This window comes from uncultured Jatrophihabitans sp., assembly GCF_964251945.1.
In the GTDB taxonomy this organism is placed as follows: Bacteria; Actinomycetota; Actinomycetes; order Mycobacteriales; family Jatrophihabitantaceae; genus Jatrophihabitans.
In genome coordinates this window covers 84711-98322 of record NZ_CAXULP010000003.1, presented here as the reverse complement: position 1 = coordinate 98322, position 13612 = coordinate 84711, and the positions used below count along the sequence as shown (strand labels likewise).

14 protein-coding genes and 1 tRNA gene are annotated in these 13612 nt (G+C 71.7%); 11 read left to right on the top strand and 4 right to left on the bottom strand.

Features of this window, described 5'->3' with window-relative positions:
* The first annotated feature begins 2 nt into the window (after positions 1-2).
* On the top strand, positions 3-776 hold the full coding sequence (locus ACFFBG_RS07900; RefSeq protein ID WP_375477406.1) for a VOC family protein: 774 nt from the start codon (positions 3-5) through the stop codon (positions 774-776).
* A 51-nt stretch (positions 777-827) separates the two neighbouring features.
* Positions 828-901, top strand: a tRNA-Thr gene (locus tag ACFFBG_RS07895).
* A gap of 7 nt (positions 902-908) precedes the next feature.
* On the opposite strand, the gene ACFFBG_RS07890 is transcribed toward ACFFBG_RS07895, so the two are convergent.
* The 4 genes from ACFFBG_RS07890 to ACFFBG_RS07875 form a co-directional block, all read right to left on the bottom strand.
* Complete coding sequence (locus ACFFBG_RS07890) at positions 909-1745, bottom strand: L,D-transpeptidase family protein (protein WP_375477404.1); 837 nt, start codon at positions 1743-1745, stop codon at positions 909-911.
* Positions 1742-2284: a cupin domain-containing protein gene (locus tag ACFFBG_RS07885; RefSeq protein ID WP_375477402.1), complete on the bottom strand. Its 543-nt coding sequence runs from the start codon at positions 2282-2284 to the stop codon at positions 1742-1744. Before ACFFBG_RS07885 ends, ACFFBG_RS07890 begins: the two co-directional genes overlap by 4 nt.
* Positions 2281-2979 carry a DUF2993 domain-containing protein gene (locus ACFFBG_RS07880; RefSeq protein ID WP_375477400.1) on the bottom strand — a complete coding sequence of 233 codons (699 nt, stop codon included), beginning with the start codon at positions 2977-2979 and terminating at the stop codon, positions 2281-2283. The genes ACFFBG_RS07885 and ACFFBG_RS07880 overlap by 4 nt, the downstream gene beginning before the upstream one ends.
* Positions 2980-3170: 191 nt before the next feature.
* On the bottom strand, positions 3171-3728 hold the full coding sequence (locus ACFFBG_RS07875) for a GNAT family N-acetyltransferase (protein ID WP_375477398.1): 558 nt from the start codon (positions 3726-3728) through the stop codon (positions 3171-3173).
* Between ACFFBG_RS07875 and ACFFBG_RS07870 the strand changes: the two genes are divergently transcribed.
* The 9 genes from ACFFBG_RS07870 (at position 3706) to ACFFBG_RS07830 (ending at position 13599) form a co-directional block, all read left to right on the top strand.
* On the top strand, positions 3706-4071 hold the full coding sequence (locus ACFFBG_RS07870; protein WP_375477396.1) for an FKBP-type peptidyl-prolyl cis-trans isomerase: 366 nt from the start codon (positions 3706-3708) through the stop codon (positions 4069-4071). The genes ACFFBG_RS07875 and ACFFBG_RS07870 overlap by 23 nt on opposite strands.
* 301 nt (positions 4072-4372) lie before the next feature.
* Positions 4373-5698 carry a geranylgeranyl reductase family protein gene (locus ACFFBG_RS07865; protein ID WP_375477394.1) on the top strand — a complete coding sequence of 442 codons (1326 nt, stop codon included), beginning with the start codon at positions 4373-4375 and terminating at the stop codon, positions 5696-5698.
* A 154-nt stretch (positions 5699-5852) separates the two neighbouring features.
* Positions 5853-6215: an NADH-quinone oxidoreductase subunit A gene (locus ACFFBG_RS07860; protein WP_375477392.1), complete on the top strand. Its 363-nt coding sequence runs from the start codon at positions 5853-5855 to the stop codon at positions 6213-6215.
* A gap of 6 nt (positions 6216-6221) precedes the next feature.
* Complete coding sequence (locus ACFFBG_RS07855) at positions 6222-6761, top strand: NuoB/complex I 20 kDa subunit family protein (protein ID WP_375477390.1); 540 nt, start codon at positions 6222-6224, stop codon at positions 6759-6761.
* Complete coding sequence (locus tag ACFFBG_RS07850; protein ID WP_375477388.1) at positions 6761-7543, top strand: NADH-quinone oxidoreductase subunit C; 783 nt, start codon at positions 6761-6763, stop codon at positions 7541-7543. The genes ACFFBG_RS07855 and ACFFBG_RS07850 overlap by 1 nt, the downstream gene beginning before the upstream one ends.
* The gene (locus ACFFBG_RS07845; RefSeq protein WP_375477386.1) at positions 7540-8862 is read left to right on the top strand and encodes an NADH-quinone oxidoreductase subunit D; all 1323 of its coding nucleotides are present in this window, start codon (positions 7540-7542) and stop codon (positions 8860-8862) included. The genes ACFFBG_RS07850 and ACFFBG_RS07845 overlap by 4 nt, the downstream gene beginning before the upstream one ends.
* Positions 8862-9812: an NADH-quinone oxidoreductase subunit NuoE gene (nuoE, locus tag ACFFBG_RS07840; protein ID WP_375477384.1), complete on the top strand. Its 951-nt coding sequence runs from the start codon at positions 8862-8864 to the stop codon at positions 9810-9812. The genes ACFFBG_RS07845 and nuoE overlap by 1 nt, the downstream gene beginning before the upstream one ends.
* Entirely contained in the window at positions 9809-11116 is a 1308-nt protein-coding gene (gene nuoF, locus ACFFBG_RS07835; protein ID WP_375477382.1) for an NADH-quinone oxidoreductase subunit NuoF, read from the top strand. Before nuoE ends, nuoF begins: the two co-directional genes overlap by 4 nt.
* 2 nt (positions 11117-11118) lie before the next feature.
* Complete coding sequence (locus ACFFBG_RS07830) at positions 11119-13599, top strand: NADH-quinone oxidoreductase subunit G (protein ID WP_375477380.1); 2481 nt, start codon at positions 11119-11121, stop codon at positions 13597-13599.
* Positions 13600-13612: the final 13 nt, after the last annotated feature.

The following is a 13612-nucleotide window of genomic DNA, read 5'->3' as shown; positions in this document are numbered from 1 at the left end:
CGATGCCAACCCGCGACACCCCATGGCCGACCGGCACCCCGAGTTGGGTCGACCTGACCACGTCCGACCCGGCGGCCGCCCGCGACTTCTATGCCGGCCTGTTCGGCTGGCAGCTCGAGGTCGGCGGCCCGGAGACCGGCCACTACGCGCGGGCGACGACGGACAGCCGGGCGGTGTGCGGTGTCAACGGGACGCCCGCCGAGGGCCATCCGCCGTTTTGGGCTACATGCCTGGCGACTGACGATGCCGCGGCCACCGCGGGCGCCGTCGAAGCTGTCGGTGGCAAGGTCTTCGCGGCGCCGATGGACGTCATGGGCCTGGGCCACATGGCTGTGCTCGAAGCCCCCGGCGGCGGGTTCTTCGGCGTCTGGCAGGCCGGCTCGTTCATCGGCGAAGAGATCTTCAACCAGCCGGGCGCAGTCGTGTGGAACGAGTTCCTGACCCGCGACTTGGCGGCTGCGAAGGACTTCTACTCCGCGGTGTTCGGCTACACCTACGCGCCGGTCGAGGGCACTGACCAGTACTCGATGATCGAGGTGGACGGCAACGTGGTCGGCGGCATCGGAATGCTGGCGCCGGAGGCGCCGCCGAACGTGCCGCCGCACTGGCGGGTGTACTTCTCGGTCGAGGATGCGTACGCCTCGACCGAGCTGGCGGTCGGCCTCGGCGCGACGCTGCTGCGCCCGCCGACGGACATGCCCTACGGCCGGCAGGTCGATCTCGCCGATCCGCAGGGCGCCACATTCGCGCTGGTTCAGCCGCCGTCCAGCGGCTGATCGCGGTCGGGACGACCCGATAGACTTCGGCGTCGCGCCGAGCAGGCGCACGCCGCCTTAGCTCAGTCGGCCAGAGCAACGCACTCGTAATGCGTAGGTCGTGGGTTCGACTCCCACAGGCGGCTCAGCGGCTCAGCGCTGGATGAGCACAGTCGTGCCGACGCGCGCCCAGCGGTAAAACCACGCCATCATCGGGCCGGGCACGTGCACGCAGCCGTGCGACCCGCGTGTCTTGTACTTGGCCGAGCCGTAGGGAAAGCGCTGCCACGGGGAGTCGTGCACGCCGTACGCGCCGTCGTAGGGCACCCAATAGCGCACGTGATAGGCGCCGCCGGCGGCCGGATAGAGCGTGGTGTTCCGCACCTTCGCCTGCACGCGCCAGCGCCCGGTCGGCGTGCCGGCGCCGCGCGCGCTGGCGCCGGTCGTCACCGGCGTGACCCGCAGCTGCTGGCCGTGCTGACAGAACCAGGCGAGCTGCCGGCTGACGTCGACCCGCATCGTCTTGCCGTGGGTGCCACGGCATTTGTTGCCGGTGCGGCTGGACCACACGAGTGCCTTCCCGGAGCGCAGTGCGAGCACACCGGTGTCCGCGACTCGCAGCTCGACGTGCCGGCCGGCGCCCGTGCTGCGGGTCGACCAGACCACGACGCTGCCGCGCCTGAGCGCCACGCTGCCGCGCGACCCGACATTCAGCCGAGCGCCGGCGCCGGCCGCGGGTGTCTGCCAGACCACCCGGCCGGCCGAGTTGCTGACGGCGAGCCGGCCGCCGCGGGTGAGCGCCGCGGCGTAGCGGCCGTGCGCAGACACCAGCCGGTCGCCGGCCCGCAGGACCTGACCTGCGCGCAGCACGGTCTTGGTCTGCGGCGCGGCGCCAGCCGCAGGCGCGGAGACCGCCAGCGAACCGGCCGCGGCGAGCGCGACGACGGTCGCCGCCGTGGCGGCGGCAGCGGCGACGCGGCGCGCATTCATGCCGGCTCTGTACGCACTGGCGCGCCGGCGGCGGCGTCTTCCGCGGCGAGGGTGACGGCGGCGTCTCCGGCGGCGAGGGTGAAGTCCGCGAAGTCGAACCCGGGGGACACGACGCAGGCCACGAGCACTGCCTCGCCCCCGGCCGGCGCCGCGCTCTGCCACTCGTCCGGGCGCACCAGGTACTGCCCGCCGGCGCGCAGTTCGCAGCTGAAGCCGGGCACCGGCGCGTCGTCGAAGCCGCCGACCGTGAGCAACAGCGGGCCGCCGCCCTGCCACAGCCACAACTCGGCCGAGGCGACCCGGTGCCAGGCCGAGCGCTGGCCGGGCTCGAGCAGGAAGGCGACGCAGGTGCTCAGCGGCCGCGGCCCGCGCGGCGTGTCGACGGTGGCCTCATGCCGCCACGTCTCGCGGTACCAGCCGCCCTCGGGGTGCGGCCGCATGTCCAGGTCGACGGGATCCAGGTCGACGGGATTCACGGCGCTCACGGGCCGGCCCATGCCCAGGTCGCTCGGGGCGGCATCGCTCGCGCGCCGGGTCATGTCCGCCCCGCGTCGAGCACGAGGCCGTTCGCGGCCGCGGACGCCGCCAGCCCCGTGGCGGCGCTGTGCACCGCCGTCAGGCGAAGATGGAATGGCAGGCCGGGAAGTGGAACGGGCACTGGCGGGAACGCCGACAGCGAGCCGCCGAGCAGGCTCGCCAGATCGCCGAGCGTGCCGCCGCCCGTCACATGCAGCGATGTCGGGGTGATGACCAGCCCGCCGTTGGCGACGCCGAGCGTGGTCGATCCGCTGACCTTGATCGCCTCGCCGGCCGCGACGAAGCGGCCGCTGACCTGGACGGCGCCGCTCTTCCAGGACAGCTTCAGATGCCCCGGCTGGTTCGCCAGGAAGGCGTTCAGGTCGGCGAACCGAAAGGCCAGGCTCGCGGTGACGTGGTCGATCGGGATCGTCGACACGGTGCCATGGATGAGCGTCGACAGTGGCACGTGCGCGCCGAGAAGGTGTGCCGAGATCCGCTGGATCCGGACCGAGTTCGGGGGCGTGAGCCCGTCGATTCCCACGCTGACGTCGGTGTACCTGCCGGCGATGACCTGGGTCAGGAACGGAAAGCCGCCAAAGGAAACGGTCGGCTTCGTGGCAAGACCTTGGCTGCCCTGCACGATCTGGCTGACCGCTTCCGTCGAGGCGATCTTCGCGGCCACCCGGTCGGCGATCGCGAGCAGCACGACCAGCACCAACACGACGATCAGCAGCCGACGTAGGCCACGGCGTCGCCGTGGCTTCGGGGCTCGATCGGGCATCAGCGGGGCACAAGGGGCTGTTTGTCATCGAGGCGGCGGGACGGTGCGTCGGACACGCGCGGATCTCCGGCGTCACTAGGGGGCGAGACCTGATCGTGGCCTCGGACCATACCGCAGGCGCCGGGTCAGCTCGTGCCGGCTCCGTCTGCGGGTGCGGGTGCGGGTGCGGCTGTCGGCGCGGGCGCGCGGCGCATGGGCACGTGCGGGATCCCGTCCTCGAGGTATTCGGCTCCGCCCTGCGCGAAGCCGAACCGCGCGTACCAGCCGCGCAGGTGGGACTGCGCCTCCAGCACGACGGTGCGCCCGGCGCAGAGCTCGAGCGCGCGGTCCATCAGCCGCGCCGCGAGGCCTTCGCCGCGGGCGTCGACGGCGGTGGCGACCCGGCCGATCCGCGCGGCGCCGTCCGGGTCGACGAGCAGGCGCAGCGTCGCGACGACCGCCCCGTCGCGTTCGATCCACAGCTGGCGGGCGGCCGGCTCCAGATCGCGGCCGTCCGTCTCCGGGTACGGGCACGCCTGCTCGACGACGAAGACGTCGACGCGCAGGGCGAGGATCCGGTAGAGCACCGCGGGGTCGAGCTCGACCAGCCGCGCGTCGTGGATGCGCACGGTGGCCCAGGGTGCCACGGCGCCGCCGCCGGGCGTCGTGTTCGATGAGGGAATGCCGTTGGAGAAGCCCGTCATCGACCGTCCCGAGGGCGCCGAGCCCGCCGACCTGCAGATCGAGGACATCGTCGTCGGGGACGGGGCGCAGGCCTCGCCCGGTGACACCGTCGAGGTCCACTACGTCGGCGTCGAGTTCGGCTCCGGCGAGGAGTTCGACGCGTCCTGGAACCGCGGCCAGTCGATCGAGTTCCCCCTGCAAGGCCTGATCCAGGGCTGGCAGGAGGGCATTCCGGGCATGCAGGTCGGCGGCCGGCGGCAGCTCACGATCCCGCCGCACAAGGCGTACGGCGCGGCCGGCAGCGGGCATCGCCTCTCGGGCCAGACGCTGATCTTCGTCATCGACCTGCTCGCGGTCCGCTAGCCGGCGGGGGCCCCCTTGTTGGCCGCGCCGCCCAGCTCAGCTGGCCCTATCCCGCAGCTGATTTGCTCTGCTCATCCTGAGTGAGCAGCCGGCGGCGAAGTCGCGTCGCGGCACCCCGGCCCGGGGTCGCGCTTACTCGGAATGAGCAGAGCAAATCACCCCCGCACCCCCACCAGGCGGGCGGCCGGAACCGCCGGAATCGGGCGCCGGGCGACCGCCGCGCCACTAGGCATAGACTCGCCTGCGGACAGCTCGTGAAGCCGTTCACAAACCTTCCCGGAGCGCCAGCAGGGAGCGTGCGATGTCGGCTACGACCGCCGAGACGCGCCCGCAGACGCGCCCGCAGTCGTGGGTCCCCGGCGACGACGAGCGCGCCGACGTGGTGGTCGTCGGCGCCGGCCCGGCCGGCAGCAGCGCCGCCTACTGGCTGGCCGGCGCGGGCCTGGACGTCGCGCTCGTCGAGAAGACCGAGTTCCCCCGCGAGAAGGTCTGCGGCGACGGCCTGACCCCGCGCGGCACTCGCGCGCTGATCGACATGGGCATCGACGTCAGCGAGTCCAACGGCTGGCTGCACAACCGCGGCCTGCGCGTCATCGGCGGCGGCCAGCGGCTGCACCTGGACTGGCCGGAGCTGACGTCGTTCCCGCCGTTCGGCCTCGTCCGTCCCCGGGCCGACCTGGACGCGATGCTCGCCGAGCAGGCGGTCAAAGCCGGCGCCCGCCTCTACGAGCACACCACCGTGACCGAGCCCGTGCTCAACTCGGCCGGCCGGGTCGTCGGCGTGCAGGGCAGGACAGCCGACAAGCGACCGGTCGCGTTTCGCGCGCCGCTCGTGCTCGCCTGCGAGGGCGTGTCCGGCAAGCTCGCGCAGCGCCTGGACGTGCACCGCAACGACAAGCGGCCGCTCGGCGTCGCCGTCCGCCGCTACTACACCAGCCCCAAGACCCACGACGACTACCTCGAGTCCTGGCTCGAGCTGTGGGACGGCAAGCCGAACGCCTCGGACCTGCTGCCCGGCTACGGCTGGATCTTCGGCATGGGCGACGGCACGGTCAACGCCGGGCTCGGCGTGCTGAACTCGAGCACCGGGTTCCAGAAGACCGACTACCGCGCGATGCTCGCCCGCTGGCTGGACAACACGCCGGCCGAGTGGGGGCTGCGCGAGGCGAACGCGATCGGCCCCACCCGCGGCGCCGCGTTGCCGATGGGCTTCAACCGCACCCCGCACTACCTGCGCGGCCTGCTGCTCGTCGGCGACTCCGGCGGCTCGGTCAACCCGTTCAACGGCGAGGGCATCCCGTACGCGATGGAGTCCGGCAAGTTCGCCGCCGAGGCCGCGATCGACGCGCTGGCCCGGCCCGACGGCCCGGCCCGCGAGGCCGCGCTCGTCGGCTATCCCAAGCGGATGGCCGACGAGTGGGGCGCCTACTACCGCCTCGGCGGGCTGTTCGTGAAGCTGATCGGCAACCCGAAGGTGATGCAGGCCTGCACCCGGCACGGCCTGCCGCACCCGGCGCTGATGCGCTTCGTGCTGAAGCTGCTCGCGAACCTCACCGACCCGAAGGACGGCGACCTGTCCGACCGGGTGATCACCGTGCTGACCCGGCTGACCCCGCCGGTGCGATGAGCACGCCATCGCCCGCGCGGGCGGCGGGATTCGGGCTAAGGGAAGCCTTACCAACAGGGTCCGCGAACCGCCGGACTAGCCTGTGAAATCGCATCGACGCCGAGGACATCACCCGAGCCATCACGAAGGACATCACGAGGGAGTAGTGCGCTAGATGCTCGCGCCGTATCTGCCGATCGTGCTGCTGTTCGCGCTCGCCTTCGGGTTCGCGCTGTTTTCCGTCGCGATCGCCCCGTTCACCGGCCCGCGCCGGTACAACAAGGCCAAGCTCGACTTCTACGAGTGCGGCATCGAGCCGACCCCGCAGCCGCTCGGCCCGCAGCGCTTCCCGGTCAAGTACTTCCTCACCGCGATGCTGTTCATCGTCTTCGACATCGAGACGATCTTCCTCTACCCCTACGCGATCGCTAACCGGGCGCTCGGCCTGTTCGGCCTCGTCGAGGTCATCCTGTTCATCGGCTCGGTGTTCGTCGCGTACGCCTATGTGTGGCGGCGCGGCGGCCTGGATTGGGACTGAGTTTCCATGGGCTTAGAAGAGAAACTCCCCGACGGCATCTTGCTGGCGTCCGTCGAGAAGCTCGTCAACTGGACGCGCAAATCCTCGCTGTGGCCGGTGCAGTTCGGCCTGGCCTGCTGCGCGATCGAGATGATGGAGTTCGGCGGCCCGCGCTTCGACTCCGCGCGCTTCGGCATGGAGGTCTTTCGCGCCTCGCCGCGGCAGGCCGACCTGATGATCGTCGCCGGCCGGCTGAGCCAGAAGATGGCCCCGGTGCTGCGCCAGATCTACGACCAGATGCCCGAGCCCAAGTGGGTGCTGGCGATGGGCGTGTGCGCGAGCTCGGGCGGGATGTTCAACAACTACGCGATCGTCCAGGGCGTCGACCACGTCGTGCCGGTCGACATGTACCTGCCGGGCTGTCCGCCGCGGCCGGAGATGCTCATCGACGCGATCCTCAAGCTGCACCACAAGATCATGAACGAGCCGTTGGGGCCGAAGCGCGCGAAGCGCCTCGAGGGCCAGAACGTCGAACTCGTCCCGTCGTCCTACAAGCACGGCCGCTGATGTCCGGTCCCGCTAACCCGACCGGTTCTACCAACCCGACCGGGCCCGAAGAGCGGCCGATCCCGGAGGACTCCGCGCCGGAGCAGTCCGCGGCCGACATGGCCCGCTCGACCTACGAGGTGGGCAGCGGAGTCGACTCCCCTTACGGCACCCGGCGCCAGGGCATGTTCGGCGTCGCCGGCAGCGGCGACACGTCCGGCTTCCAGGGCCTCGTTCGCGAGCCGTGGACGCCGCCGGCCGCCGAACGCCCCTACGGCGGGTACTTCGACGATCTCGTCGACGCGTTGCACGACGCGTACCCGCAGGCCGCCGCGGCCATCCGCAAGGTCGTCGTCGACCGCGGCGAGCTCACCCTGCACATCGCCCGCGAGCACCTGCTCGGCGTCGCCGCCGCGCTGCGCAACGACCCGTCGCTGCGCTTCGAGCTGTGTGCCAGCGTGTCCGGCGTCGACTACCTCGGCTCGGTGAACCGGCTGCACTCGGTGGTCCAGCTGACGTCGATGACCTACCGGCGCACCGTCCGGCTCGAACTCGAGGCGCCGATCGACGACCCGCACGTGCCGTCGCTGACGACGCTCTACCCGACGGCGGACTGGCAGGAGCGCGAGACCTACGACATGTTCGGCATCATCTACGACGGCCACCCGGCGCTCACCCGGATCCTGATGCCGGACGACTGGGACGGCCACCCGCAGCGCAAGGACTATCCGTTGGGCGGCATCCCCGTCCAGTACAAGGGCGCGACCATTCCACCGCCAGACGAGCGGAGGGCCTACAAGTGAGTGACAGCGGCAACTACGCGCCGAGCAGGCCGACGACCGAGGGCCGCGTCTTCAACCTGACCGGCGGCGACTGGGACCAGATCGCCGGCGGGCTCGATCCCGAGCACGACGAGCGGATCGTGCTGAACATGGGCCCGCAGCACCCGTCCACGCACGGCGTGCTGCGGCTGGTCGCCGAACTCGAGGGCGAGACCGTCACCGACCTGCGGGCGATCATCGGCTACCTGCACACCGGCATCGAGAAGAACGTCGAGTTCCGCACCTGGACGCAGGGCGTCACCTTCCTGACCCGTGCGGACTACCTGAGCCCGATCTTCAACGAGACGGTCTACTGCCTCGGCGTCGAGAAGCTGCTCGGCGTCGAGGCGCCGCCGCGCGCGCAGCTGATCCGGCTGCTGCTGATGGAGGTCAACCGGGTCTCCTCGCACTTCGTCGCGCTCGCCACCGGCGGCATGGAGATGGGCGCGCTCACCGCGATGACCAACGGCCTGCGCGCTCGCGAGCGCTGCCTGGACGTGCTCGAGCTGGTGACCGGGCTGCGGATGAACCACGCGTACGTCCGGCCCGGCGGCGTCGCGCAGGATCTGCCCGAGGGCGCCGAGACCAAGATCCGCGAGTGGGCGCGGGAGATCCGCGGCGAGATCGCCGGCCTGCGCCGGCTGCTCGCCGGCCAGCCGATCTGGATCAACCGCCTCAAGGACGTCGGCTGGCTCGGCGTCGAGGGCTGCATCGCGCTCGGCGTCACCGGCCCGATGCTGCGCGCGGCCGGGCTGCCGTGGGACCTGCGCAAGACTGACCCCTACCTCGGCTATGAGACCTTCGACTTCGAAGTCCCGACGCAGGACGCCGGCGACTGCTTCGCGCGCTTCCTGGTGCGCGTCGATGAGATGGAGCAGTCGGTGCGCATCGTCGAGCAGGCGCTCGAACGGCTCGAGCCAGGCCCGGTGTGGGTGGACGACCCGAAGATCGCCTGGCCGGCCAAGCTCTCGCTCGGCCCGGACGGCATGGGCAACTCCCTCGAGCACGTGCAGAAGATCATGGCCGGGTCGATGGAGTCGCTGATCCACCACTTCAAGCTGGTGACCGAGGGCTTCCGCGTCCCGCCCGGGCAGGTCTACACGACCGTCGAGGCGCCCCGCGGCGAGCTGGGCGCGCACGTCGTCAGCGACGGCGGCACCCGGCCCTACCGGGTGCACTTCCGCGAGCCGTCCTTCATCAACCTGCAGTCGGCGGCGGCGTTGTCGATCGGCGGCATGATCTCCGACGTCATCGCCTCGGTCGGCTCGATCGACCCGGTCATGGGCGGGGTGGACCGCTGATGCCGGACTTCTCGCTGGAGCCGTTCGCCACCACGGAATCGACGCCCGAGCTCGCCACCAGCGCGGCCGGCGACGTCAGTGGGCGCAGCAACTTCCGCACGTCGGTCATCAACCTCGAGCGCCCCGGCGACTCGAGCGTGTTCGGCGACCAGACCCGGCTCGAAGCGGCCGAGTTGATCTCGCGCTACCCCGTCGGCCAGGGCCGTTCGGCGCTGCTGCCGCTGCTGCATCTCGTCCAGTCGGTGCAGGGCCACGTCACGCCGGACGGCATCGCGTTCTGCGCCGAGACGCTGAACCTGACCAAGGCCCAGGTCGCCGCCGTCGCGACGTTCTACACGATGTACAAGCGCTCGCCCACCGGTGAGTACCTCGTCAGCGTCTGCACCAACACACTGTGCGGGATGCTCGGCGGCGACGACATCTTCGCCGCGCTGAAAGAGCACCTCGGCGTCGGCCACAATCAGACGACGCCGGACGGCTCGATCACCCTCGAGCACGCCGAATGCCTCGCCGCGTGCGACTACGCGCCGGTCGTCACCGTCAACTACGAGTTCTTCGACAACCAGACCATCGGCTCCGCGCGCAACATCGTCAGCCAGCTGCAGTCGGGCGAGCGGCCGCTGCCGACGCGCGGCGCGCCGCTGTGCACGTTCAAGCAGATCGAGCGGCAGATCGCCGGCTTCCACGACGATCTCGCCGGTGTCGACCCGTTCGCGCCGGACGCCGTGAGCAGCGGCGTCGGCACCGAGGTCGGCGTCAAGCTGGCGATCGAGCGCGGCGACACGGCGCCTTCGTACGCAGTCGGGTCGAACGACTCGGGCTCGGCGTCGTCCGCCGACGCGGAGTCGCGCGGCAGCGCAGGCGGCCCGAGCCAGAACGACGCGCCGTTGCAGACCTCCGGCTCGGACAGCGCGAACCCGGCCAAGCCCGCGGGGAAGGAAGCGAAGTGAGTCTCACCCCGGTTCTGACGAAGCGGTTCGGCACCGACCAGCCGTGGAAGATCGACAACTACGAGCGGCTGGACGGGTACGCCGGCCTGCGCAAGGCCCTGGCGATGGCGCCGGACGAGCTGATCGCCCTGGTCAAGGAGTCGAACCTGCGCGGCCGCGGCGGCGCGGGCTTCCCGACCGGCATGAAGTGGCAGTTCATCCCGCAGGCCAAGGCCGGCGAGCCGAGCAAGCCGCATTACGTCGTCGTCAACGCCGACGAGGGCGAGCCGGGCACCTGCCGGGACATGCCGCTGATGATGAACGACCCGCACTCAATGCTCGAGGGCATCCTCATCGCCTGTTACGCGGTGCGCGCCGAGCACGCGTTCATCTACATCCGCGGCGAGGCGGTGCACGCGATCCGCCGGGTCACCGCCGCCGTCAACGAGGCGCGGGCAAAGGGCTATATCGGCGCCGACATCCTCGGCAGCGGCTTCGACGTGCAGGTCACCGTGCACAACGGCGCCGGGGCCTACATCTGCGGCGAGGAGACCGCGCTGCTCGACTCGCTCGAGGGCCGGCGCGGCCAACCGCGCCTGAAGCCGCCGTTCCCCGCGACGAACGGCCTCTACGACGCGCCGACGGTCGTCAACAACGTCGGCACGCTGGCGAGCGTGCCGTACATCGTGCTGGGCGGCGCCGACTGGTTCAAGGCGATGGGCCCGGACGGCTCGCCCGGCCCGTGCATCTACTCGCTGTCCGGCCGGGTTGCCCGGCCCGGGCAGTACGAGGCGCCGATGGGCACCACCCTGCGCGAGCTGCTCGAACTGGCTGGCGGGATGAGCCGCGGCAAGGAGCTGAAGTTCTGGACGCCGGGCGGCTCGTCGACGCCGATGTTCGGCCGCGACCAGCTCGACGTCGCGCTCGACTTCGACGCCGCGGCCAAGGCCGGCTCGCTGAACGGCACGTCCGCGCTGATGATCTTCGACGAGGACGACTGCGTCGTGCGCGCGGTGCAGAAGTGGTCGGAGTTCTACGAGCACGAGTCCTGCGGCAAGTGCACGCCCTGCCGCGAAGGCACGTATTGGTACGTCGGCATCTACGACCGGCTCGAGCGCGGCGGGGGCACCGCCGAGGACCTGGAGACGCTGCTCGACCTGTCCGACAACATCCTCGGCCGCTCGTTCTGCGCGCTGGGCGACGGCGCGACCAGCCCGGTGTCGTCGTCGATCCAGCTGTTCCGCGACGAGTATCAGGCGCACATCGACAACCACGGCTGCCCGTTCACCAGAACCGGCGCCCGCACCCTGGCCGGAGCCCACTAGCGATGACTCAGGCGCCGCCGAAAGAAGACCTGATCACCGTCACGATCGACGGGCTCGAGATCTCTGTGCCCAAAGGCACGTTGCTGATCCGCGCGGCCGAGCAGCTGGGCATCTCCATCCCGCGCTTCTGCGACCACCCGCTGCTCGACCCGGCCGGCGCCTGCCGCCAGTGCCTGGTCGAGGTCACCGACCTCGGCAACGGCCGCGGCATGCCGAAGCCGGCCGCGAGCTGCACCACCACCGTCATGCCCGGCATGGTCGTGAAGACGCAGCTGACCTCCGTCGTCGCAGACAAGGCGCAGCAGGGCGTGATGGAGCTGCTGCTCATCAACCACCCCCTCGACTGCCCCATCTGCGACAAGGGCGGCGAGTGCCCGCTGCAGAACCAGGCGATGAGCAACGGCCGCGCGGACAGCCGGTTCCGCGAGGCGAAGCGCACCTTCCCGAAGCCGATCGCGATCAGCAGCAACGTCCTGCTCGACCGCGAGCGCTGCGTGCTGTGCCAGCGCTGCACCCGGTTCTCGCTGCAGATCGCCGGCGACCCGTTCATCGACCTGTTCGAGCGTGGCCCGCAGCAGCAGATCGGGACGAGCGAAGAGGTCCCGTTCCAGTCCTACTTCTCCGGCAACACCGTGCAGATCTGCCCGGTCGGCGCGTTGACCGGCGCGTCGTACCGGTTCCGCGCGCGCCCCTTCGACCTGCAGTCCACCGACTCGGTCTGCGAGCACTGCTCTTCCGGCTGCGCGCAGCGCACCGACTGGCGGCGCAGCAAGGTCACCCGGCGCCTCGCCGGCAACGACCCGGACGTCAACGAGGAGTGGAACTGCGACAAGGGCCGCTGGGCGTTCCACTACGCCGAGCAGGCCGACCGCATCATCACCCCCCTGGTGCGCGACGAGGCAGGCAAGCTCGTCGCGACCAACTGGCCGGACGCGCTTGAGCGGGCCGCGCAGGGTCTCGCCGAGGCCGCCGACCGCGGCGGGGTGGGCGTCCTGCCGGGCGGCCGGCTGACCGAAGAGGACGCCTACGCCTACGCCAAGTTCGCCCGCGTCGCGCTCGGCACCAACGACATCGACGAGCGCTCACGGCCGGGCAGCGACGAGGAGCTCGACTTCCTCGCCGCGCTCGTCGCCGGGGTGACGCCGGCGCACGTCTCCTACGCCGACCTCGAGAGCGCCCCGGCCGTGCTGCTCGCCGGCCTCGAGCCGGAAGAGGAGTCGCCGATCGTCTTCCTGCGGCTGCGCAAGTCCGCGCGGCAGGCCGGCCTGTGCCAGGTCTGGTCGATCGCCGCGCTAGCCTCGAACGGGCTGCAGAAGCTGAACGGCGCGCTGCTGCCATGCGTCCCGGGCGCCGAGGGCGTCGCGCTCGGCGAGCTGCCCGACGCTGTGACGACGGCGCTGCGCGCCGACGGCGCGCTGATCCTCGTCGGCGAGCGGCTGGCCACCTCGCCGGGCGCGCTCAGCGCCGCGGCCGCGCTGGCGACGAGCACCGGCGCGAAACTCGTCTGGGTGCCGCGCCGCGCCGGCGAGCGGGGCGCGATCGACGCCGGCGCGCTGCCGAACCTGCTGCCCGGGGGCCGTCCCGTCGCCGACGCCGCCGCGCGCGCCGAGGTCGAGCGCGCGTGGGGCGCCGCGGCGCCCACCACGCCGGGCCGTGGCGCCGACGGCATCCTGGCCGCCGCCGCCGACGGCTCGCTGGCCGCGCTGGTCGTCGGCGGCGTCGATCCGGCCGACTTCGCCGACCCGACGCTGGCGGCGAAGGCCCTCGAGACGGCCGGCTTCGTCGTCAGCCTGGAGATCCGGCACAGCGCGGTGACCGAGCGCGCCGACGTCGTGCTGCCGGTCGCGCCGGCCGCCGAGAAGGCCGGCCGGTACGTCACCTGGGAGGGTCGACGCCGCCCGTTCGAGCTCGTGATCAAGGGCACCGGCGCGCTCTCCGACGGACGGGTGCTGAACGCCCTCGCCGAGGAGATGGACATCGACCTGAAGCTGCCGACCGTCGACGCCGCCCGGGCCGAGCTGCTCGCGCTCGGCGTGCACGGCAGCCGGCCGCCTGCGCCGAGGGTGGCGGCAGCTTCGGTGCCGACGCCGGCCGCGGGTTCGGCGCTGCTGGCCACCTGGCCGGAGCTGATCGACGCCGGCCGGCTGCAGGACGGCGACGAGCACCTCGCCGGCACCGCGAAGCCGGTCCGCGCGCACCTGAGCCTGACCACCGCCGAGCAGGTCGGCGTCGCCGACGGCGAGCTGCTCGCGGTCAGCACCGACGCCGGCGTGCTGGTGCTGCCGGCCGAGATCGACGCGCTGCCCGACGGCGTGGTCTGGCTGCCGACCAACGCCCGCGCCGCCGCGGTGCGGGCCACGCTCGGCGCGGTCGCCGGCTCCACGGTGCGCCTCACCGCGTCCGAGGCGCCGCCCGTCGTGGGCATCAACGGCAGCCTCAACGGCGACAGCACCAGCGGCAGCAACCAAGGAGGCGGCCAGTGAGCGCACTTCTCGC